This is a genomic window from Ligilactobacillus ubinensis (assembly GCF_024160875.1).
Lineage (GTDB): Bacteria > Bacillota > Bacilli > Lactobacillales > Lactobacillaceae > Ligilactobacillus > Ligilactobacillus ubinensis.
The window spans coordinates 22,325-46,046 of sequence record NZ_JAIULA010000004.1; the positions used below are offsets into that span (position 1 = coordinate 22,325).

At 32.7% G+C, this 23,722-nt stretch carries 21 protein-coding genes and 1 other RNA gene; 8 read left to right on the forward strand and 14 right to left on the reverse strand.

The features are described from left to right. Window positions 1-141: 141 nt before the first annotated feature. Window positions 142-879 carry an MIP/aquaporin family protein gene (locus tag LB941_RS02895; RefSeq protein WP_253359332.1) on the forward strand — a complete coding sequence of 246 codons (738 nt, stop codon included), beginning with the start codon at window positions 142-144 and terminating at the stop codon, window positions 877-879. A gap of 104 nt (window positions 880-983) precedes the next feature. Here LB941_RS02895 and LB941_RS02900 read toward each other — a convergent pair whose 3' ends face one another. The 5 genes from LB941_RS02900 to LB941_RS02920 all read right to left on the reverse strand — a co-directional run bounded on the left by LB941_RS02900 (window position 984) and on the right by LB941_RS02920 (window position 6,959). Further along, window positions 984-2,387, reverse strand: a complete 1,404-nt coding sequence (locus LB941_RS02900) for a C69 family dipeptidase (protein WP_253359333.1) — start codon at window positions 2,385-2,387, stop codon at window positions 984-986. Window positions 2,388-2,444: 57 nt separating this feature from the next. Beyond that, on the reverse strand, window positions 2,445-3,416 hold the full coding sequence (locus LB941_RS02905) for a Gfo/Idh/MocA family protein (RefSeq protein ID WP_253359334.1): 972 nt from the start codon (window positions 3,414-3,416) through the stop codon (window positions 2,445-2,447). A gap of 108 nt (window positions 3,417-3,524) precedes the next feature. Continuing rightward, window positions 3,525-4,454 carry an alpha/beta hydrolase gene (locus LB941_RS02910; protein ID WP_253359335.1) on the reverse strand — a complete coding sequence of 310 codons (930 nt, stop codon included), beginning with the start codon at window positions 4,452-4,454 and terminating at the stop codon, window positions 3,525-3,527. 101 nt (window positions 4,455-4,555) lie between these two features. Beyond that, on the reverse strand, window positions 4,556-5,908 hold the full coding sequence (locus LB941_RS02915; RefSeq protein ID WP_253359336.1) for a glucose-6-phosphate isomerase: 1,353 nt from the start codon (window positions 5,906-5,908) through the stop codon (window positions 4,556-4,558). Between the two features lie 193 nt (window positions 5,909-6,101). After that, complete coding sequence (locus tag LB941_RS02920; RefSeq protein ID WP_253359337.1) at window positions 6,102-6,959, reverse strand: GRP family sugar transporter; 858 nt, start codon at window positions 6,957-6,959, stop codon at window positions 6,102-6,104. A 255-nt stretch (window positions 6,960-7,214) separates the two neighbouring features. On the opposite strand from LB941_RS02920, the gene LB941_RS02925 reads away from it, so the two are divergent. The 3 genes from LB941_RS02925 to LB941_RS02935 all read left to right on the forward strand — a co-directional run bounded on the left by LB941_RS02925 (window position 7,215) and on the right by LB941_RS02935 (window position 10,783). Then, window positions 7,215-9,359, forward strand: coding sequence for an LTA synthase family protein (locus LB941_RS02925; protein WP_253359339.1), 2,145 nt, complete (start codon window positions 7,215-7,217; stop codon window positions 9,357-9,359). 124 nt (window positions 9,360-9,483) lie between these two features. Next, the gene (locus tag LB941_RS02930) at window positions 9,484-10,224 is read left to right on the forward strand and encodes a hypothetical protein (RefSeq protein ID WP_253359341.1); all 741 of its coding nucleotides are present in this window, start codon (window positions 9,484-9,486) and stop codon (window positions 10,222-10,224) included. A gap of 4 nt (window positions 10,225-10,228) precedes the next feature. Beyond that, a complete protein-coding gene (locus tag LB941_RS02935) occupies window positions 10,229-10,783 on the forward strand; it encodes a hypothetical protein (RefSeq protein ID WP_253359343.1) in 555 nt (184 codons plus the stop codon). Between the two features lie 147 nt (window positions 10,784-10,930). Here the strand turns inward: LB941_RS02935 and LB941_RS02940 are convergent, their stop codons facing one another. The 5 genes from LB941_RS02940 to LB941_RS02960 form a co-directional block, all read right to left on the reverse strand. Next, window positions 10,931-12,466, reverse strand: coding sequence for an ATP-binding protein (locus tag LB941_RS02940; protein WP_253359345.1), 1,536 nt, complete (start codon window positions 12,464-12,466; stop codon window positions 10,931-10,933). Continuing rightward, entirely contained in the window at window positions 12,463-13,188 is a 726-nt protein-coding gene (locus LB941_RS02945; RefSeq protein ID WP_253359347.1) for a response regulator transcription factor, read from the reverse strand. Before LB941_RS02945 ends, LB941_RS02940 begins: the two co-directional genes overlap by 4 nt. Before the next feature lie 355 nt (window positions 13,189-13,543). Next, window positions 13,544-13,913, reverse strand: a transfer-messenger RNA (tmRNA) gene (gene ssrA, locus LB941_RS02950). Window positions 13,914-14,099: 186 nt separating this feature from the next. After that, window positions 14,100-16,052: a beta-glucoside-specific PTS transporter subunit IIABC gene (locus LB941_RS02955; RefSeq protein WP_253359350.1), complete on the reverse strand. Its 1,953-nt coding sequence runs from the start codon at window positions 16,050-16,052 to the stop codon at window positions 14,100-14,102. A 126-nt stretch (window positions 16,053-16,178) separates the two neighbouring features. Then, on the reverse strand, window positions 16,179-17,027 hold the full coding sequence (locus LB941_RS02960; protein ID WP_253359351.1) for a PRD domain-containing protein: 849 nt from the start codon (window positions 17,025-17,027) through the stop codon (window positions 16,179-16,181). Between the two features lie 482 nt (window positions 17,028-17,509). Between LB941_RS02960 and trpX the strand changes: the two genes are divergently transcribed. The 3 genes from trpX to LB941_RS02975 are packed head-to-tail and all read left to right on the forward strand — an operon-like array spanning window position 17,510 to window position 20,165. Continuing rightward, complete coding sequence (gene trpX, locus LB941_RS02965; protein ID WP_253359352.1) at window positions 17,510-18,508, forward strand: tryptophan ABC transporter substrate-binding protein; 999 nt, start codon at window positions 17,510-17,512, stop codon at window positions 18,506-18,508. Further along, a complete protein-coding gene (locus LB941_RS02970) occupies window positions 18,505-19,401 on the forward strand; it encodes an ABC transporter permease (protein WP_253359353.1) in 897 nt (298 codons plus the stop codon). Before trpX ends, LB941_RS02970 begins: the two co-directional genes overlap by 4 nt. Beyond that, window positions 19,398-20,165 carry an ABC transporter ATP-binding protein gene (locus tag LB941_RS02975; protein WP_253359354.1) on the forward strand — a complete coding sequence of 256 codons (768 nt, stop codon included), beginning with the start codon at window positions 19,398-19,400 and terminating at the stop codon, window positions 20,163-20,165. Before LB941_RS02970 ends, LB941_RS02975 begins: the two co-directional genes overlap by 4 nt. A gap of 96 nt (window positions 20,166-20,261) precedes the next feature. Here the strand turns inward: LB941_RS02975 and LB941_RS02980 are convergent, their stop codons facing one another. The 3 genes from LB941_RS02980 to trhA form a co-directional block, all read right to left on the reverse strand. Beyond that, complete coding sequence (locus LB941_RS02980; protein WP_253359355.1) at window positions 20,262-20,939, reverse strand: ribonuclease H family protein; 678 nt, start codon at window positions 20,937-20,939, stop codon at window positions 20,262-20,264. Between the two features lie 113 nt (window positions 20,940-21,052). After that, a complete protein-coding gene (locus tag LB941_RS02985) occupies window positions 21,053-21,391 on the reverse strand; it encodes an ArsR/SmtB family transcription factor (RefSeq protein WP_253359356.1) in 339 nt (112 codons plus the stop codon). Window positions 21,392-21,485: 94 nt separating this feature from the next. Further along, window positions 21,486-22,118, reverse strand: coding sequence for a PAQR family membrane homeostasis protein TrhA (gene trhA, locus LB941_RS02990; RefSeq protein WP_253359504.1), 633 nt, complete (start codon window positions 22,116-22,118; stop codon window positions 21,486-21,488). A 156-nt stretch (window positions 22,119-22,274) separates the two neighbouring features. Here trhA and LB941_RS02995 point away from each other — a divergent pair, with 156 nt between their 5' ends. Beyond that, window positions 22,275-22,790 (forward strand): DUF1836 domain-containing protein, encoded by a 516-nt coding sequence (locus LB941_RS02995; RefSeq protein ID WP_253359358.1) that lies wholly within the window; start codon window positions 22,275-22,277, stop codon window positions 22,788-22,790. Between the two features lie 52 nt (window positions 22,791-22,842). On the opposite strand, the gene fba is transcribed toward LB941_RS02995, so the two are convergent. Then, window positions 22,843-23,706 (reverse strand): class II fructose-1,6-bisphosphate aldolase, encoded by an 864-nt coding sequence (gene fba, locus LB941_RS03000; RefSeq protein WP_253359360.1) that lies wholly within the window; start codon window positions 23,704-23,706, stop codon window positions 22,843-22,845. Between the last annotated feature and the right edge of the window lie 16 nt (window positions 23,707-23,722).

The following is a 23,722-nucleotide window of genomic DNA, read 5'->3' on the forward strand; positions in this document are numbered from 1 at the left end:
AGATTATATTAGGCATCTTTGAAAAATATTTAGAAAGCTTATTGACATTGCACACTTAGATACTTATTATATATAATATGCAATTATTAAATTGTTACATATAGCAATTAAAAATTTAATACATACTTTCAGGAGGATATCATGCATTTTGCATTGACAACAAGATTAGCAGCTGAGTTTTTTGGAACTGCAATCATGGTTATTTTAGGGAACGGGTCAGTTGCCGACGTTGAACTAAGAGGAACGAAAGGAGAAAAAAGTGGCTGGCTTACCATTGCTGTCGGTTATGGTTTTGGGGTAATGATTCCCGCTTTAATGTTTGGTTCAGTTTCTGGCAATCATATTAATCCTGCATTTACTATTGGATTAGCTGTAGCTGGTGCGTTTCCATGGAGCGAAGTTTTACCATATTTATGCGTTCAATTTCTAGGTGCTATTATTGGTCAATTAATAGTCGTTCTATGTTTCAAACCACACTACGATATTACAGAAAACCCAGAATCCATTCTAGGGACTTTTTCAACGATTGATGCTACAAAAAATTATTTCAACGGTTTTGTCACCGAATTTTTTGGTACATTTACCTTAGTTTTTTCAGCACTTGCAATAACAAATTCACCAGTTTTCGCTCATGGAAATCAAGGTGCTGGCTTTATTGGAATTGGTTTATTGGTTATGGTTCTTGTTACTTCCTTTGGTGGTCCTACAGGCCCTGCTCTTAATCCAGCTCGTGATTTGGGTCCCCGTTTGGTTCATGCACTTTTACCCTTAAAACATAAAGGCTCTTCTCAATGGAGTTATGCCTGGGTTCCAGTAGCAGCTCCGATTTGTGCTGGTATCAGTGCTGCTTTATTATATAAGACTGTATTTGGTCTATAATTTTGTAAAAGTTATAGCGACTATGCATTAGCACTTATTTTTATCATATATATATAAAAGGATTTGAAGCTCAAAATAGAGTTTCAAATCCTCTTTTATATATATTAATCGTTCAGATTGTAGCGTAATTTCATCTTTTCTGAACCTGCAATTACCATATCTCCTAAAAGCTTGGTTTGGTACTTCAATGCTTCATCAGCTAACTTTTGATTAGCTTTTTCAAGATAGCTATTAATATCTTGTCCAGTTAAATTTGCATCTGTCTTATTTTCTATGTTTCGATAGGCAGCCATAGCAGCTAGCTCATAGCTATTACGCATATCAACATAAAAATCATAATCAGTATCTCCCAATAAAGCAGTTGTACAACTCAACCAATACATCTGATTTAAATTAAAGTTTTCATCTGCATTTTTATAACTTTCTGGTGTATCTCTAACATTTGCATAAAATGGTACAACTGTATTAAAAGTATTTGCACCAAAAGCTAACCAATGAATTCCTGCAATTTCAGCTGGAACATCATTACGTATTTGCAAAATATGCACATCATGATTACGATTTATCCCAATTGGGCGAAACAACTTTTTATCCTCTTTTGAACCGGAACCATATACATCATATTTTGTGTTTTCAAAATGAGAACTTAATACAAATTTGACATCTTCTATCGAAATTTTCCGATTTGGATAACAGATAAACGGTAAATCTTGTTCCATCGGATCATGCACTATTTCCGGATTAAAAAACTTTTGCCCATACCAAGTACGTGGATTATTATAAACAGTGTCTTTTATCGATGCACTCCCAAAAATGTGACGTAGATTGATATTTTTAAAATCTGGATTCAACTTATACTTAATAATAATATTTTCTAAATCAGATGAAAACATTGTATCATCTGATTTGAAATCAAATTCATCAATATTCATTCTATTCGGTGCAACTACATAAGCTTCATCAGGAATTCTCTTAGCTGCCCAATTGTGTCCTCCAATTGTTTCTAGCCACCAAATTTCATCCTTATCTGAAAAAGCGATTCCGTTGGACTCATATGTCCCATACTTTTCAAGTAACGCTCCTAATCGTGTTACACCTTCTCTAGCGCTATGAATATATGGTAACACTAGCGTTACTAAATCCTCTTCACCAATTCCACTTACTTCTAATGGATCTACACCTAGTATTCGCGAATTTGTTGTAATTGTTTCAGTTGCCGACATTGCAATATTTTCACTATTGATTCCTGCTGCAGGCCAAATTCCATTTGTTAAAACTGAATTGGGAATTGAAGTATAACGTAACGGGTTATCAGGTAACTCAACTTTAATCCCACTTATGATAGCTTGATATTGTCGGGGCTGTTCTTCTGGGTTAATGACAACAAACCGCTTTGGATCTAACGCTTCGTGTCCATCATCATTGCGTGAAATAATCGTAGAACCGTCGATAGATGCTTTTTTCCCAACTAAAACAGTGGTACATGAACCCTTAATTCTTTTCTTCATTATATTAGCACCTCTTATTGAAATTTATTGCTTAGTATTTAGTATCTCTTATCCTTATTAATTCAATGGATCTCCATACCATTTTTGATATAGCGTTTCAATAATCGCTAAAGATGATATTGTTAATTTTGGAGTTACAATTGGACTTGTCGTCTTCTTTTCTTTTAAACAAGTTGCAACATGCTCAATTGTATACGCTAATGAGCTTTTATTAGATTGATCAACTAATTGTTGTGTACCCTTTTGATTTTCAATAACTGCCGTTGTTGCTTCCCAATAATTAGGAATAATTATCTTACCTTCGGTTCCAGTAATTATCATCTCACTTTCACCTTTAAAACTAGTCGTAATAAACGCATTAACTAGAACATTGTTACTTTTAAAAGTTAATGTACAACTGCTATCTGCTTCACCAATCTTATTTGCACCTAATCCTGCAAATTCAGAAATACTATTTTCTAATAAGTATGAAACAACTTCTAGTGGATAACTTCCTCCATAATTTAAAGCACCACCGCCTGCTGCTAAGTCAGTAATCCATTCATTTGGAATTCCTACTTTATGATAATTTTTTATATCAATAAACTTAACTTCACCAATTGCTTTTTCAGCTAACAACTTCTTTACACGTAAAAGCAATGGTAAAAATATAGCTCTTTGTGCTTCCATTAAAAATAACCCTTTGTTAGCAGCAAGTTGAAATAGTTCTTCTGCTCCTACTTTATGATGAGTAAAGGGCTTTTCCATCAAGACATGTTTATTATTATTCAAAGCAAATTTAGCACAAGCATAGTGTGCTCGATTGTACGATGGAATATAGATAACATCAATATTATCATCGTTGCATAATTCTTCATAACTCCCATATGCTTGCTTTATCCCAAGTTTATCAGCTTGTTTTTTAGCTGCGGATAATTCACGTCCAGCTACCGCTAAAACCTCACTACCTGCAACAGCTTTAATTGCACTTGCAAATCTCGTTGCCGTTTGAGAAGAGCCCATAATTCCATACCGAATATTTGTTGCCATTATTGGTCACCTCTATCTTTTCATCTTTCTTATAATTGTACCAAGCTATCTAAGAAAAAAATAGCATTTTCTTAATATTAATAATCTATTTCTTATTAAGCAGGAAAACTAAATATATTTTTCCAAAAAATTGTTTATCCGACGCGTATATTCTTTTGTATCATACCAAAAGCTTTCAGCATGTGTTGCTCCATCAACAATCCACAGTTCTTTTGCAGATGTAGTTGCTTGATAATTTTCTAACGCCATATAACTAGGAACATATGTATCTTTTTCACCATGAATAAACATTATTGGTAATTTATTTTTAGCTAATTGATCTTTTGCTGAAACGTCATTCAAATAGTACCCTAAACGACGATGATTAATTGTACTTACAAGTGGATAAAATGGATATTTAGGCAAATGAAACTGTTGTCTCAATAAATATGTTAACTCTTCATTAATGCTTGAATAACCACAATCTGCAATAATACATTTTACTTGTTGTGGCAATTTTTCACCACTCATCATCTCGACTGTTGAACCGCCCATACTGACTCCAAACAAAACAATTTTTGCATCTTGACCTACGCGCATAACTATTTTATTTAACCAACTCAAGTAATCTATTCGATCTAACCATCCGAAGTTTATATATTTACCAGCACTTTGACCATGTCCACGATCATCTGGTAATAAAATATTGTATCCCATATCATAAAACATTTTTGCATAACCTGTCATGGTCTCACCGTTTCCTTTATAACCATGAGCTATTATCACACATTTCTTTGACTTTCCATTTTTAGCCGGAATATAGTATGCGGACATTAAATCATCACCATCATTCAAAGAAAAAGTCCAATGTTCCTTATTAACTTCTTTAAACCAAGCAACATAATCCCAATATCGATGTGCATACTTTTGTTTGTCTTTAGATGTCTCGGGAACATAATCAATTCTTTTAAAGGCAACCTTAAATAGATACTCGCTAAAAATAAAAGCAGCTGCACTCGCCCCTAATAGACTTATCCCAAGATTCTTTTTTATCGCCATTTCATCACCTCATTATAAAAAGACTTTGAAACTAGTATAACACTAATTTCAAAGTCTTAAATTAATTAGATTAATTCACTTAACACTAATTCTTTGAATAACTATTTATTCAAACGAGCAGTTAATTCCTTAGTCAATTCTTCATATCCTGGGCGACCAAGTAAAGCGAACATATTCTTCTTATAAGCTTCAACACCTGGTTGATTAAATGGATTAATTCCATTTAAGTATCCAGAAATTGAAACAGCAATTTCAAAGAAGTAGATTGTATAACCTAAAGTAAAGGCTGTTTGATCTGGAATGTTCACAATCATATTTGGCACATCACCGTCAGTATGTGCTAATACAACACCTTGGAATGCTTTAGTATTAACAAAGTCCATTGACTTGCCTTCTAAATAACCTAAACCATCTAAATTTTCTTTTTCCTTTGGAATTTCAATATCATGATTAGGTTTACCAACCTTAACAACAGTTTCCATCAAATTACGACGGCCTTCTTGAATATATTGGCCTAATGAATGTAAATCTGTTGAAAAGTTTGCAGAAGATGGGTAAATACCTTTTTGATCTTTTCCTTCTGATTCACCCATTAATTGCTTCCACCATTCAGAGAAATATTGCAATGATGGTTCATAATTTTCCAAAATTTCTGTTGTATAGCCTTTACGATATAAAATATTACGTAACGCTGCATATTGATATGCTTCATTTTTCTCCAAATCTGCATCAGAGTAATCATTTCTTGCTGCAGCTGCACCTTCCATCAACTTATCAACATCTGCACCTGACGCAGCAATTGGCAATAATCCGACTGGTGTCAATACAGAAAAACGACCACCAACATCATCAGGAATCACAAAAGTCTCATATCCTTCAGCATCTGCTTCAGTTTTCAATGCACCACGAGCTCGATCTGTTGTTGCATAGATACGTTCGCGCGCGCCTTGTTCTCCATATTTAGCAACTAACTTTTCTTTGAAGATTCTAAATGCAATTGAAGGTTCTGTTGTTGTCCCTGACTTTGAGATAACATTTACTGAAAAATCACGATCACCAATTAAGTCCATCAAATCATGGACATAACTCGATGAGATTGAGTTTCCTGCAAAGAAAATTTGTGGAGCATTTCTTTTTTCAGCTGGTAAATAATTATAAAATGAATGGTGCAAAAACTCGATTGCTGCTCGTGCTCCAAGATAGGAACCACCAATTCCAATCACAACTAAAACATCTGAATCTGATTGGATTTTTTTAGCAGCTTTTTTGATCCGTGCAAATTCTTCCTTATCATATTCTACAGGTAGATTGACAAAACCACGAAAATCATTACCTGCTCCTGTACCATTACGTAATTCTGCATCAACTGCAGTAACTAAAGCTTGCATTTCACCTAATTCATTAGAATGAACGAACTTCTCAAGATTTGAACTGTCAAATGAAATATGAGTCATTTCCATCTCTCCTTAAAATATGTTATCTACATTTTTAATTATACAATATATTTTATGATTTGAAACATAAAATTGACGATAAATTATTATTTATCCTTAAAACCACTTAAAAGATAGTCAATCACCTTAAAAATAAATTTTTATCGTTGTTGTATATCTGCATCTAACTATTTTAATTCATCTTAAAAAATATTTATTTTAACTGACCTAATAGTATACCACCTACAATAACTAGCAATGAACCAATAATAACATAGCCCATTTCTTTTCTTGTTTTTTTCTCGCCCAAAAAAAGTATCGATCCAAAAGTTGAAATAACAATTCCCATTTGAGAAAATGAAAAACTAATAGCTAGTCCGACTGTTGTTGTGGCTAAAAACATAAAAAAGTTTCCGGTTCCCCAAACTAAACCTGTCAACATATTTTTAAAAGTTTCTGTTTGAAATATATTTTGGCCATATGCAAATATAGTTGCTCCAACGACCATTCCCATTGCTTGTGGTAAAACCATCGCTTGTGTATCCACATTTGCCCATGTAACTATAACTGTATAGCCTAAGTACCCTAATGTTGAAAGTAGCATAGCGCGATAACCTACACTCCAATTTTCGTTCACCTTTTTTATCGCAGTTTTGTCACGTAGGGCGGTCAATGAAGAGCCTACCACTAAAACAATTAATGCTATTGTTCCCAGCGTCAACTGCCTAACCGTTGTCCATTCATGAAATAGTAAAGCGCCTGCTAGAGCATTAGCCACTAATTGTGCCCCAGTTGAAATGGGAACTGCTTTAGATATCCCTACTGCCTTCATCGCATGAAATTGTTGATTTTGACCTATACTCCAAAAAAAGCCAGAAACAATCCCGACAATCCATAGTTTAACAGTTGTATGTGTTGTAAAATGTTGCCACGTAAATACTGTCATCAATATGGAAAATAATAACGCTCCCCACGTCATTCCTAATGTTTGTTGATTAGCGCTACCACCTAGTTTTCCGCTAATAAGACCAACACTACCCCAAGCAATTGCTGGAATTAGTGCAATTAACATACTAAAATACCTCTCTTTACTTTGTAGATTCTCTCTTAAGGATAAAAGTATATTTTACCAGTTATCCTTAGTCTTTTACAAGTATATCTCCCAAATTAAACTTAACTACTTTAATTGCTATCCTAAATTAATAACTTATATTTATTATCTGATGTTTAAAACTTTAGTAATTTAACCATTGTAAAATTGACTTAGAATAATTTATTGGTTTAAAATTAAGTATTATCACTTTCTTGGAAAGGACGGTTCATAGCCGTGCACTTAAAAAAAATTAGTAATTTTCTTAACACACGCTGGGGTTTCTTTACGTTGTTAACTAGTTTGTTTTGGTTAAAAACAATTATTATCTACTGCATTGACTTTAGTTTAGATGTTTCCGGTATTTATCAATATTTTGTTTTACTAATTAACCCAATTGCAACAACGATGTTACTATTTAGTTTAGCTTTTTATTTAAAGCGAACGATTCCAGCTTATCTAACTATGTTACTACTGTATATCGCTAATTCTGCATTATTACTTTTTAACGTTATCTATTATCGTGAATTTACCGATTTTATGACTTTTAATGTCATTTTTGGCTATTCATCTGTTTCCAACGGTCTAAGTACCAGTTCAATGGCATTATTACAACCATCTGACATTATCATGGTCATAGATATTATTGCTGTTCTTTTTCTACTATTATTTAAGTTTATTAAACTTGATTCTCGGCCAATACCACGAAAATCTGCTATTGCCGTTACTTCATTTAGTCTTTTCTTTTTATTTCTAAATATTACACTAGCTGAAATTAGTAGACCCCAGTTACTTACCAGAACCTTTGATCGTACCTATCTTGTTAAATATTTAGGCTTAGATACTTTCACAGTCTATGATGGTTTAAAAACAGCTAAAACTAATCAAACAAGAAGCGATGCTGAAAGTTCTGATTTAAATGATATTATTTCATTTGTCAAGAAACATTATGCAGCACCAAATTCCAGTATGTATGGTATTGCAAAAGGACGCAACGTCATCGTCATCCATCTAGAAAGCTTCGAACAGTTCCTGATTAATTTTAAACTAAACGGAAAAGAAGTTACTCCTTTTTTAAACAGTTTATATAACAGTAATGATACGTATAGCTTCTCTAACTTCTTCAATCAGGTTGGGCAGGGAAAAACCTCTGATGCTGAAAATTTATTAGAAACGAGCACATATGGTCTTTCACAAGGTTCATTATTTTCAACCTTAGGTAGTGACAACACATTTGAAGCTGCTCCTGCAATCTTAAAACAAACTTCTGGATACACTTCAGCCGTTTTTCATGGAAACTCTGGTTCTTTCTGGAATCGTGATAATACTTATAAAAATATGGGTTATCAATATTTCTTTGACTCCAGTTATTACAATACAAATTCAAATAACTTAACCGAATATGGACTAAAGGATAAATTACTTTTTCACGATTCAGTTAAATATTTAGAGCGACTTCAACAACCGTTCTATGCTAAATTTATTACTGTAAGTAATCACTTTCCATTTGAATTAGACAAACAGAACACCACATTTAAGGCAGCGAATACAGGTGATAGTTCTGTCGATAATTACTTTGTTACTGCGCATTATCTAGATCAAGCTGTAAAAGAGTTTTTTGAATACCTTAAAAAATCTGGCCTTTATGACAATTCTATTATTGTAATTTATGGTGATCACTATGGCATTTCAGATTCACGTAATCTTAAATTAGCCTCACTATTAGGAAAATCGGCTTCTACTTGGAACTCTTACGATGATGCTCAAATGCAGCGAGTACCATTTATGATACACATTCCTGGTACAACAACAGGTGGGGTTCAAACCCAATATGGTGGTGAAATCGATGTTTTACCAACATTACTACATCTACTAGGAATAAATACCTCAAAATATATCCAGTTTGGAACCGATTTGTTCTCTAAACAGCATGACCAAGTTGTTGCATTTAGAAGCGGTGATTTTGTAACGCCAAAATACACTGTTATAAATAATACAATTTATCAAAACAGTACTGGAGATGTAATTACACATCCATCTGCTAAAATTAAAAAATATGTTTCTAAAGCGCATAAAAAGGTTTCCACTGAATTATCATTATCAGATTCACTCAATAATAAAAATCTATTGCGTTTTTATGTTCCAACTGGATTTACACCAGTTAATTCAAGTAATTACAACTACAAAAATGAATTTGGACAAATAACAAAAATCCAAAATCTTTTAGGTAATAACTCAACTAGTTTATGGAGTCAAAATGGTAATAAGTCTACAATTGATGATTACACTTCAGACGCGCCTGAATTAAAAACAACAGATAAAAGCTCAACTAACAGTACTGATTCTTCTAATAGTAGTAGTAGTTCTAGTTCAAACAACTAAAGATTTCATTACAAAGGAGTAAATTATTAAATAATTTGCTCCTTTTTTCGTGTCCTTTTCATAATTTATTCATATTTTTCTTTTAAACTATCTGAATAGAATTACTTTAAAAGAGGTGACGAGTTTGCATTGCTTACCAAAAATACTTGCAAGTCTACGCTATCATATTAAAGATACCCTGACTTTTATCGGCTTTTCTTTTATTGGTTCCTTATGCTTACTAGTAATAATAACTTTGCAGCTCATCCAACAAACTTCATTGGCACAGTTTAAAATTAATACTAGCAATATAGGTACTGATTTTAGAACAAGTGCAGCTATTGAAGAAATTATTCAATTTAAACAGCAACAAATATTCAATAGTCAACTAATCTTATTAATATTAATTATTCTTTTTATTTTAACCTTACTAATACTTAATATTTATGTGTTACAACATCGTAAACATGAAATATCTATTTTCTTCACGGCAAATCAAACAGATATTTCAATTACCTTCTTTGTTGTTGCACAATTAGTTATTGTTATTGTTGCTAGTTTCATTTTGTCATTTGTTTGTTTAAATTTTTTTGAATCCTTTTTCGTATCTGAACTTAACAGTTTTAATGATAATCTTGTATTAAAAAATAGTTTAAGCGCTAATGAAATACAGCATACCGTTGGTAGACTGTTTGAATCTGATATTTTTGCAACAACTGCAAATAACTTGCTTAAAACAGATCCTAGTACTTTAAGTGATATCTTAATTCTTAGTTTTAGCAAATATTGCAAACTATTCTTAGCATTATTTTTAAGTAGCAGCATTTTTTTAAGTATAAGTTCATTTATTCAAATAAAGATGTTTCATAAAAGAAATTCGAGGTGATCCTGTGCAAAATTTACAAATACAACCTACCATTCATCTAAATACTCACACTTTAAACATTATATATGTCTCTGGTTCTAGTCTAAAAAAAAACCAGTTTTTGAAAGAACATTTTAAGCACTCTAATTTAGGAAAAAAAAATCAGATTGCTTTTGTTACTAGTTCTAATGAAAGTTTAATTCCATATCTATCTGTTAGTGACAATATAGAACTTTTAAAAAAGCATGGACAAGAGCCCCAAATATATACTGAAATTATTTCTAAAATACTCTCTACAGAAACTTACCACAACTTTTTTTTTACTCCAACCAATAATCTTTCTCCGCTCGAAAAAATCCTTGTTACCCTTTTAAGAGGTATTCGTAATCAACAAGAATACTTGGTCATTGCCGATCATTTCGACGAATTAGATATTAATCAAACTCACTTTTTATTAGATATTCTACTTCACATTATTGATACTACTGCTTACTACGTTGTTATTTTAACCCATCAAAAAGAACTTACTAATCATAAAAAAGCAACTGTCATTGATATAAATAGTCTTCAACTCAACTAATCAACCTTCATAACCATATTCTATGCCTAATTTTATATCTTATAAAATTAGGTTTTTTTGTATTATCTATACAAATATTAGAAACTAAAATAGCACAGTCTTCAACTGTAAAGCTGAATGACCATGCTATTGAATCAGTTATTTATTTTAAACTTCGCTTACTTCCTCATCCGGAAATGTTAATATAAATGTCGTTCCTTGTCCTTCTTGACTTGTAACTTCAATTTTTCCTTTATGCAATTGCATTAATTGATGAACAATGGATAGCCCCAAGCCAGATTCGCCATACTTAGTGTTATTCCTAGACGGATCCGCTTTATAATATCTTTCCCAAATATTACGTAATTGTTCTTTGCTCATCCCAATCCCCGTATCCGAAATACGTATAATAGTTTCGTGATATCCTCTTTCTGCTGAAATTCCAATTTTGCCATTTTGAGTAAATTGAATCGCGTTTTGGGTAATGTTAAAGACCACCTGAACAAATCTATCATAATCTGCATAAACACTTAGTTCTTTAGGAATATTCAATTCAAACTCATCGCCAACTTCTTTCGCTTTTTTTGTTAACTGTTGAACGATATTTTTAATAACTTGAACTGCATCAAATTTTGATTTTGAAAGTGTAATTGCTCCACTACGAATTTTTTCATAATCCAAGTTTTCATTTACCAATCTGATTAGTCTATTCGTTTCATTGCGCATTAACTCAATACTCTTGCCTTTACTTTCTTCCGGAATGGCATCATAAGCTAATCCTTCCAATAATCCATTAACTGTAGTTAGCGGCGTTCTCATCTCATGCGCTGCATCTGCCATAAATTGACGTCGCCGATCTTCTTGACGCTTAATTTCCTCACGTGATTCTTTTAATGAATCCGTCATTTGATTAAAGTCACCAGCTAAATAATCTAATTCATCACGACCGTTATTTTCAATTTTAACATCAAAATTACCTTCAGCAATTTGATGCACTGCACCACGCAAACGACTAATTCGTTTTGTTGTATAATGAGCTAAAATATAGCTCACAAAAATACCTAATAATGCAGAAATTAGCAGTGCATACAGTAAACTTTTTTGAATATCTTGGAGATTAGACTCTACACTAGATACCATTGCTCCAACTGAAATAACCGCCACTAAATTGCCACTAGAATCAAAACATGGAACAAAAACATCTGTTGTAACTTGTTGTTGTTGCTTTTGTATTTCAGGCAAACGTTTATTTTTATTGCTACTTTGCATTTTATTTTTAAAATATGAACTTAATTTTTTATTTTTAACAGAGATTTTGCGCCCGCCAACATCTTTACGACGTTTTAAAATCTCTCCTTGCTTCAATTTTTTCCAATCAGACTTAGAAATAGTCGATTTAAATCCATTTGATGGATAGATAATTTTCTTACGTCCTGTATAAATTGTAAAATGGACTTCCTGATTTTGCAGTAGGGTTTCACTAGTCTGCAACTTTACATTATCTAATACAAGCTTCTGCCCTGAATTAGTGGATTGTAGCGTCATCGACGAATTTTTAAGACTGTATGCATAGCTTTCCATTTGTGACCATGTTGTTTTATATACATTTTCCTTCATTAAATGAAAAAACGAAACTCCCAGAATTACCAACAAAGTGATGATCACTACAAAAAATGCCAACATCTGTTGATAAATTAATTTCATTTGGCAACTACCTCTGAATCATCAAATTTATAACCTACTCCCCAGACAGTTTGAATAACTTGTGGCCCAACTTTTTCAATTTTTTGACGTAGCTTCTTAATATGAGCATCTACCGTTCTTTCATCACCATAATATTCATAATCCCAAACCAATTGTAGTAACTGTTCTCGTGAAAAAACTTGTCTTGGTTTTTGAGCTAGTGTTTTAAGTAAGTCAAATTCCTTTGGAGTTAAATCATTTATTGGTTTATCAACCAAAAATGCTTCACGCGTCTTACTATTTAACTTAAAATGATCTGTTACAACATCATAATTTTCTTGACTAATTCCATTACTACTTACTCTAGAATTTGGAATTTCAGCACGTCTATGCAATGCTTTAATTCTCGCAATTAGTGTGATCGGTGAAAACGGCTTAACTACATAATCATCTGCACCCATTTCTAACCCTAAAACTTGATCACTTTCAGAATCACGTGCCGTTAAAATAATAATGGGAACTGTTTTTGAAATTGACCGAATTTCCGCATTAACTTGCATCCCATCTTTTTTGGGTAAGTTAAGATCTAATGTAATCATGTCCCAACTATCTGGATCTTGTTTAAATTTTTCAACTGCTTCTTCACCATCATAAGCATACTCTACATTCCATTGTTCTTTTTTAAAAAACATTGACATCATTTCTGAAACAGATTTATTATCTTCTACCATTAATAGTTTCATAGTAAAATTCTCCTTTTATACCTATTAATATTATCTTAACTTAAAGTTGTTAACTTTTTAAGAATTTTTCGCGACAATTACACAAACTAACCGTATTTAAATATTATTTATCTTTACTTCATTAAATAATTTACTTTTCAATCATACCATTATATACGCTACGATTCTGTTTTCATTTTCTAAAATTAGATTTTACGCTCTATTTTAACATATCTTTTACTCAAATCAATCCATGTCTAATTCTGTCTTGTCTAAATTACTTCTTTATCTATATTACAATAAAAAAGACTGATTTAAGTAATCATCCTTAGATGAATTAATCAGTCACTTTAAAAATTAAAATATACAGTTAGTTCAATGGAGATGGCGGGGATCGAACCCGCGTCCAAGCATATTGCCACTTAAATATCTACGTTCATAGTCATATCATTTAGTTTTCATTACTAATTACGCCATATGGCTTGGCCAACATTAGTAACTAATCTGATTAAGCCTCTCTTTATCACTTCAGATGTGAGTGATAAACGTAAGTCTATTTATTATAAAACCTGTATCTAACACATAGACAATGTTAGGCAGATTTACGCAACTGCGATTAAGCAGCTAAAGCGTAAGAGTTTGTATTATTTTTTGCAGTTATATTTTAACTGAGCGTTTTATGGTAGTCGCAACCTACCAAACGCAATTTAAGCACAACCTATACCTGTCGAATCCATAACATCCCCAAATATACTATATATTATATACTACTAATTTATTTAAGAAAAGTAAACTGCTTTTAACAGAAGCACAAAAATATTCTCTAATTATTAGACCCATCAATCAATAATTAGAGAATACCCATCTTATTTATGTTCCATCTTCTCTATAACTACCTTAAACCTTACTTAAAGTGTTTGTTTTTCATGTAGTTATTCTAGTTTTAACAATTCATCTTGCTGTTTTACTGTTTTTGTTCCAATAACTTTCACATCATGATAATTTTTAGTATTAGTCACAATTATTGGCGTCGTTATCTCATAGCCAGCATTTGTAATTGCTGCAATATCAAATTTAACCAATGCCTGTCCAGCTTTAACTTCCTGATCTTTTTTGACTAATGTTTCAAAACCCTTACCATCAAGTTCCACTGTATCCATACCTATATGAATTAACAATTCTGCACCATCATAAGTATTTATTCCAATTGCATGTCCTGTCGGAAAAACTAACGCTATTTTACCATCTGCAGGAGCAACGACAACTCCCTCAGTTGGTTTTATTGCAACACCTTTACCCATTGCTCCAGAAGAAAAAACTTCATCTTTAACATCTGCTAAAGCAATTACTTCACCACTCAATGGACTTGTTAATTTAGTTGGTTTATTATATTTTTCTACATTTTGAGCAACTGAAACCGTAGGTGCATTTTCAGTTGTAGTAGCAGTTGATGCTGCTACCGTTGCTGGTTTTATATCAACATAGTTCTTACCAAAAATAATTTGTAAAACAAATCCTAATATTAATGATACTGTAGCCGCAATAATTGATCCGTAAAATGCCATATTAATCCCAGTATGTGAATTCATATAACTTGGAAAGGCAAAAATTCCTAATCCACCATATATATAAGCTTTTGTTCCAAAGAATCCAATTAAGCCACCACCAACAGCTGCACCAATACAGCTTAAAATAAATGGTCTTTTTCTCGGAAGCGATAATCCGTAAATAGCTGGCTCTGTAACCCCAAAAATACCTGAAATTACTGCTGGAATACCAATACTACGTGTTTTTTCATCTTTTGTCTGTAATGTCATTGCAAGTACTACACCTGTTTGGGCAAATGAAGCTCCAAATGAAAGAACGACAATTGGATCAAATCCCTTAGATGCCAAGTTTGTAAGCATAACTGCCACAAACCCCCAATGAAGTCCAAACATAACAAATACTTGCCAAAATGCACCCATCAAAATTCCTGCAAAAACGGGACTAAAGTTGTAAATTGCAACAGTTACATCTGAAATTGCTGTACTTAACCATGTTGCAATAGGTCCAATGACGATAAATGTAATAGGTAATGTTACTAATAATGTTACAAACGGCACTAAAAAGGTCTTTACTACAGATGGAATTACTTTTTTTGCCCAACGTTCTATATATGATGCAAACCATACTGCTAAAATTATAGGGATAACTGATGATGTATAGTTAGTCATAATTACTGGAATTCCAAAAAATGTTGTATGAATTTGAGAAGCAAAGAATGTACCTTTAAATAATGTATATAAAACTGTTTTACTGCTATCTAGAGCAACTATGTCTGGATAACATAACACTGCGCCAATTGCCATCCCAACAAATTTATCAACTTTAAATTTATTTGCTGCAGTAAACCCTAAAATCACTGGGAAGAAATAGAAAAATGCATCTCCAATAGCATGAAGCATTATATAGCTTCCTGAAGTTGTTGTTATCCAGCCAAATGCAACAAACATAGCTGTAAATCCTTTAATCATACCAGCTGCACATAATGGACCTAGAATTGGGGTGAATATTCCAGATACTAAATCAATAAAACGATCAAGGATACTCATATTTTTTGCATCTTCATAATCGTCCGCTACTTGGCCACCATCTGCAAAGCCACCTTCTTTAATCAAAGTATCATAGACATCAGCAACATGGTTACCAATAACCACCTGAAATTGTCCTCCAGATTTAACAACTGTAATAACTCCATCTGTATTTTTTAAATCACTTTCTTGTGCAATTTTTTCATTTTTTAATTTAAAGCGCAATCTCGTTGTACAATGTACCACACTGGCTACATTATCTTTACCACCAACTCCTGCAATAATTTTTTGTGATAGTTCTTCATAAGCCATCTTTATTCCTCCTTAAACAAACTAAAAGCCCACATAAATCAAGCTAACCTCATTTTATTAAATGAGTTAAACTCCATTATGTGGGCTAATGCTTTAATAATTCTAATAACACGCCTAAAATATTATTCAATCTTCGGTCTGTCTATGCGTTACACGCCAGATATGTAGTGTTAAATACACCTCATCATCAGGATGCAAACGCCAACCAGCCTTGTTTTGTAAAAATGTGTCAATTCTCTCAACTGTCTCATATGCCTTAGGATACTTTTGTTGCATTAACATTAGAAGTGACGGATCTAATTCACCACCATTGGGATTAGAATTACTCAATCGTTGAACCATAAATGCACGCAAATGACCTACAAAACGTGTATAGTTAAATGAATCAACATCTAAAACTAATCTGTACTGGTACTGGACAATGTCTATTATGCCAGCAATTAAGCGCGTAATCTTAATAGTATCTTGCAGTTTTGAACCATCTGACTCTGCATTAACTAAATGGTAAGTCATCAATATAACTTCACTGTCTGGCAACGCTGCCCCAGTGACTCCATTAATTAAATTAACCACCTCTTGAGCAACCGCGAATTCCTTTTTAAATAACTTTCTAACTTCCCAACGAACTGTCCCATCATTTAAGTCAATTCCATTTTGGATTCTTGTAAGCGCAAAATCAATATGATCAGCTAAAGCAAGATATTGAAAATCATTAAATTTAAGTAGCAATTCCTTTTCAACTAGATTAACGGCTTTTGAGGTAGCTTCTAAGCTTAATCCTTGTAAACTTTTGAATGTTGTTAATGCCGGTTTATCTGTATCTTCAGCTTTAAAACGTCTTTCGACTTTACTTTCATCTACTAAATCACCGCTTCGCTTTCCAAAACTAACACCACTACCAACAACAATCCACTCAATATCATTGTCATCCTTTACCAGTGCAGCATTATTATTGAAGTTTTTAATAAAAAGCATTCATTAACTGCCTCCTGATTATTGGAAAATAAAAAACCTATTAATATATATCATAACACGAATTTGACGTCCTACAATATAGTAGTAATAGGTTCATGCCTGATCGAATCAGTAACACACTTATTTACAGATACTATGATACCGTTTTTAGAAAGCGATGTCAACAATACTATGTAAATATTTTTAGTTCTTGACATCTTTTTGCCTTTTGAATATAATAAAATCATTATAAACGGAAAGGAAGAGTTAACTTGAATTATATGCAAAATTTAGAATTAAACATTCGTTGGCAAAACCAGTAGAAGGTTGTTTCTGTTTTGTAGTACAGATGCGACCCTGTTTGATCGTATCTGTGCTGGTTAACTTTTTTGTTTACTACCTGCACAGATTTATTGTGCAGGTTTTGCTTTTTTAAGAGCATCCCTGCGATTTCACAGGGATGCTCTTTTTTACATACTTTAAAATGAGGGAGAATTAATGTTATGAAACGTTTGTTAGCAACAATCTTTGCACTATTTATCTTTTTAGGTATTGCATTTTTTTATCCAACTCAAAACAAAACTAACACTAAGAAGACACCAGTTGTTGGTATTCTACAATTAATGACTCATCCTGCACTTGACTCTATTCACCGCGGTATTATCGCTGGATTAAAGGAAAAAGGATATGTTGTTGGTAAAAACCTAAAGATTGATTATCAAAATGCTCAGGGAGATCAAAGCAATCTTAAATCAATGAGTGATCGTTTTAAAAATGAAAATGTTGATGTCATGGTCGGTATAGCTACTCCAGCTGCTCAATCATTAGCTAATGTTACTTCTAGTACTCCTATTGTGATGGGGGCAATTAGTGATCCTGTTAGTGCTGGATTAGTCAAAAGCTTATCTAATCCTAAAAATAACGGTAATATCACAGGAACTCAGCATGTAGAGCCAGTAAGAAAACAAGTTCAACTAATTAAAAAGTTAATGCCAAATTTAAATACAATTGGTGTGATTTACACTTCAAGTGATGATTCATCCACTGCTGAATATAAAGAGTTCAAACATTTAGCCGAAGATAATGGGATTACAGTTAAAACATATACAATCTCATCTACCAACGATATTGATCAAGTATCTGCAACAATGTCCAGTGAGGTTCAAGCTGTTTATGTTCCTACTGATAATACAGTTGCTTCTGGTATTCAAACATTATTGAAAAATACCAATGCTGCTAATATTCCTGTTTTTGCCTCTGTTGCATCCATGGTAAAGTCTGGAGCTGTTGCAACTTACAGCGTAAGTCAATATGATATTGGAAAACTAACTGGAAAAATTGTTGCCGAAATTCTTTCTGGTAAAAAACCTAATCAAATAGCTATTACCCATATTTCTAAGGGGAATTATTCTTTCAATACTACTCAAGCTAAAAAGTTTGGTATTACTATTCCTAAATCATTATTAAAACAAGCTAAAATTAAGGGGGAAATTTACAAATGAGTTTAATTGTATCCGCAATTGGTCAAGGATTAATTTGGGGAATTTTAGGTTTAGGTCTTTTTCTAACCTTTAGAATTCTTAATTTCCCAGATATGACAGTAGAAGGTACCTTTCCCTTTGGTGCAAGTATTTGCGTTGCTGCTATCGTACATGGTGCTTCACCACTTATAGCAACCTTACTTTCATTATGTGCTGGGTTACTAACCGGGCTAATAACAGGGCTACTTTATACTAAAGGTAAAATTCCAATTTTATTAGCTGGAATTTTGGTAATGACTGGTATTTATTCAATAAACTTACGTATTTTAGGTAAGGCAACAGTTGGATTACTTAATAAAAATACAATTCTAACTGCCACTTTCTTCAAAAAATTACCTGACGGTTTTGATACAGTTCTATTAGGTATTTTTGTCGTTATCTTAGTTGTATGTGTATTATCTGTTTTCTTAAATACAGAATTGGGTCAAGCTTTTATAGCAACAGGTGATAATGAAAAAATGGCTCGTTCTTTAGGTATTAATACAGATAATATGAAAATTCTAGGTTTAATGATATCAAACAGCCTTATCAGCTTAACTGGCGGTTTAATCGCTCAAAATAATGGCTATGCTGATGTCAATATGGGAATTGGAACTATCGTTATTGGTTTAGCAGCTATTATCATTGGCGAAGTTGCATACGGTGAATTACCTTTAATCGCTCGATTAATTGCTGTTGTTATCGGGAGTATTCTCTATCGTTTCGTCCTACTAATTGTGCTTAAACTAGGTTTTAGCACTGACGATTTTAAATTAATTTCTGCAATTGTCCTAGCACTGTGCTTAATGCTACCATTATTAAAAAATAAGCTTAATCTAGGTAAAGTAATTAAGAAAGGAGTTCAACAGCCATGACTGATCATATTTTAGAGCTACATGATATTATAACTACCGTAAATGCAGGTAACAACGAAGAAAAACAAATCTTGAAGAATCTAAATATTGATATTGATTCCGGTGATTTTATAACCCTTCTTGGTACCAATGGCGCCGGAAAATCAACGTTATTAAATGTTATTAATGGATCTTTGTTTCCTAATCAAGGCACCATTAAATTAAACGGTCTAGATTTAACAACTTTAACTGAATCAAAACGAGCAAAATATATAGCACAGGTTTTTCAAGATCCTAAACTAGGAACAGCTCCTCGTATGACCGTTGCTGAAAATCTTCTCTTAGCCTTTAAACGTGGTCAAAAAAGAACTCTGCGTTTGCGTAATTTGCATAAACATATGCTTTCATTCAAGCAACTAACCGCGCAACTGCCTAACGGATTAAGCAACCTTCTCAACACACCTACAGGAAATCTATCTGGTGGGCAACGCCAAACATTAAGCTTTTTAATGGCTACAATTAATCATCCTGAAATCTTATTGCTTGATGAACATACTGCCGCCCTTGATCCAAATACCGCACAACAATTACTAGAACTAACAAATAAAATTATTACACAAGAAAAACTAACTTGCATTATGATTACGCACCAATTAAAAGATGCGTTAAAATTTGGAAATAGAACCATCATCCTAAATGCTGGTAACATTGTTCTAGACATAAAAGGTGATGCACGTCATCAATTAACTGAAACAGATATCTTAAAATACTTTACAGACATCTGATAACTATAAAAATAATCCTATCTGGTTTTATAGAAATAAGCTTGAGATTTTTACTAACTGTAAAAATTCAAGCTTATTTCTTTTTAGCTATTTGAACTACATTTTATCCATTGTTTCGTTTAATAATCTATCAACTTCATTATTCCCTGCATTTACTGCATGTCCTTTAGTCCAACTAAAACGAAGATCTTTAAATTTAGGTAATAACTGGGCAATTCTTTCCCAAAGCTCTTTATTTAAAACCTCTTGTCCATTTGCTTTACACCAATTATTTCGTTCCCAATTTTTAAGCCAGTTTTTAGTAATAGAATTTAAAACATAGCGTGAATCCATTACTACCTGAATAGATTCTAGTTGTAATCGTTTTTCCAATAAAGTTTCCAATGCACGCAGTAATGCCATAATCTCCATTCGATTGTTTGTACTGCCGTATTCTCCCGCGCTTTTTTTGAAAGTCATAGTTGGTGTAATAATATAGTATGCCCATGCTGCCTTATCATTTTCTTTTACGTGTTGTCCTAAAACATTACCATGATTTCGAGAACCACCATCCGTATATACGATTATTTTTGCCGCACTAACTGTATTTTCTTGCATCGTTTCATTACCCTTAGCTCCTGAAATTGTTTTTAACCAAACCTTAGCTTCTTCCATCTTAATAAAGCTTTTATAACGTGCTTTAGGATAGTTCTTTACTAACTGTTCACATTCTTTCCAAGTGTTAAAAATACCTGTTTTTCTTCCTCTAGCAACTGCGTAATATTTTTGTACCATTTTTTCTCCCTAAAAAACTTATTTATATAATTATTAGTATAACAAAAAAAGACTACAGGTAGCCAATTAGCTTCTTGTAGTTCTAAATATAATTAAGTAGCTTCCAATAGACCTTATACTTCAACTATTTCTGTCCTCAATAGATGAACAACTTCTTCAAGATGCGTTAATGGTTCACTTACAGTCAAATAATATACACTCTGAAGACCGTTTTTACGAAAAGATACAAGTCCTGCTTCACGTAAGATTTTCAGATGGTGTGATACTGCTGGCTGTGTAATAGCCATTTGATTCGTTATTTCGGTTACTGTTAAGCCTTCTTTTTCATGCTTGCATAAAATGACAATGATTTGTTGACGTTTCATATCAGCTAAAGCATTTAAAACATTAATTTCTTTCACAAAACTATCCAATACGGTTTCTTGCTTTGATGTCAATTGAACTGATGGCATAAGCTTTTCTCCTTTCAGAGCTACCTAATTTAAGGATAGAGTAACACATATTTATATAAAGAGCAAGCGTTTGCATTAGACAATATGAATACACTTAATGAATAAAATAGTAGATTGAAAAGAACATTGATAACGAACCTAACATTACAAATATATGCCAATACACATGCGCATACTTTACGCCTCGAATACTATAAACTAAAGCACCTAATGTAAAAATCACCCCTCCTATTACAAGTAATATTAAACCAAAACTTCCTAGTGCTGTAGCAAGTTCCTTGACTCCAACTAGACAGAGCCAGCCCATAACAACAAATGTTATTGTTTCAATTAATTGAATTCTTTTACGCGCTAAAATATGATATAGCATCCCAAAAAAAGCTAATATCCAGATTGATATTAATAATCCCGTACCTAATGTCCCCTTGATTGCGAGTAGACAATATGGTGTATAAGTACCAGCAATTAAAATGAAAATGCCACAATGGTCAAAAACCTGAAATATTCTTCTTGCTTTCGTAAAATACAGACTATGAAATAACATAGAACAGCAATATAACACTAACAATGAGATTCCATATACTAAATATGAAAAAATAGCTGTATCATTGCCAGTATGTAGACCCTTTAATATTAGTTCTACCAAGCCCCATACACTTAAAATTACCCCAATTCCATGTGTCACGGCACTCCACAATTCATTGATTATTTGCGAATGCTTATCCATCATATCACCCTTTCAGTATTTGTCTATAATCTATTTTAACTCTCCTTAAATTGAAAATCAACATTATCTAGACTTAAGATCTAGATAATGTTCTTAAATATTATTTAAGTAGTATTTATGCTATACTAAGATTAATAATAGTTATAGGAGTTTATAATGGATACAGTTGCTTTTACAAAATGGTTAGTACAATTAAATACGCCCAATCTACCTACTTGGTCAGAATTCCCTGATTTTGAACTCTATATGGATCAATTAGTAAATCTTGGTAACCGTTATCTTGATAATTTAATTGATACACCAATTACTTCATCAATGATAAATAGCTATGTCAAAAAGGGCTTAATGCAAAGACCTATTAAAAAAAAATATCATGCTGCTCATATTGCAGAGTTAATTGTTATCAGCTTATTAAAAAATATCTATTCTCTAGAAATGATTCGCCAAAGCATTAAAGAGGCAGTAGAATATACTTCTGTAGAAAATGCATATAACTATTTTGCTAATACCTTTAACCAAACAATGATTCAAATTAAAAAACAACAAAAGCTCACTTCTTTTGAAGATATTGATGCGAACGATATTACTTTTACAGAGCATCTTGCAATTCGGGCCGTTATTTACAAAATGATTAGCACCAAACTATTCGAAACTCAACACAATAAGATATAAAAAAAGAATCCAGATTAACATCTGAATTCTTTTTTATCAACTTAACTAAATTCTAGTCAACTGATGGTGTTCCAAGCCAGTCAATAATTTCTTTAACTGTATCTGTAATTGCATCTGTACCTGGTGCAAGTAATTTACGAGGATCGTAACCCTTACCTTCCAAGTCTTTACCTGCTTCAACATATTTACGTGTTGCTGCAGCAAATGACAATTGACATTCAGTATTGATATTAACCTTTGATACACCCATCTTGATAGCTTTAACAACTTGTTCTTGAGGAATTCCTGAACCACCATGTAAAACAAGTGGAGTATCAATTACATCAGCAAGTTCTTTCAAACGATCAAAGTTTAAACCCTTCCAGTTTGCTGGGTACTTACCATGGATATTACCAATACCACAAGCTAGGTAGTCTACACCTAAAGCAGCAATTTGCTTAGCTTCTTCAACATCAGCTAATTCACCGGCACCAATGATACCATCTTCTTCGCCACCAATTGAACCAACTTCAGCTTCAACAGAAATGTTCTTAGCATGTGCTAATGCAACAATTTCCTTTGTTTTAACTAAGTTTTCTTCAAATGGTAAATCATGACCATCAAACATTACTGAGTTATAACCAGCTTCGATACATTCTTTAGCAGCTTCGTAGTTACCATGGTCTAAGTGCATAATAACAGGAACTGTAATTCCCATTACACGTGCTTCTTCTTCAACTAAAGTCTTAACCAACTTGTAGTCGCCCATATATTTAGCTGCACCCATTGATACTTGAATCAAAACAGGTGTTTTCTTTTCTTGAGCAGCCTTAAGAATAGCACGTGTCCATTCCAAGTTGTTTGTGTTAAAAGCACCAACTGCATAGTGACCTTTGCGGGCAGCAGTAAAGATTTCATTACCGTTTACGAATGACATAAAACAGCCTCCTAAA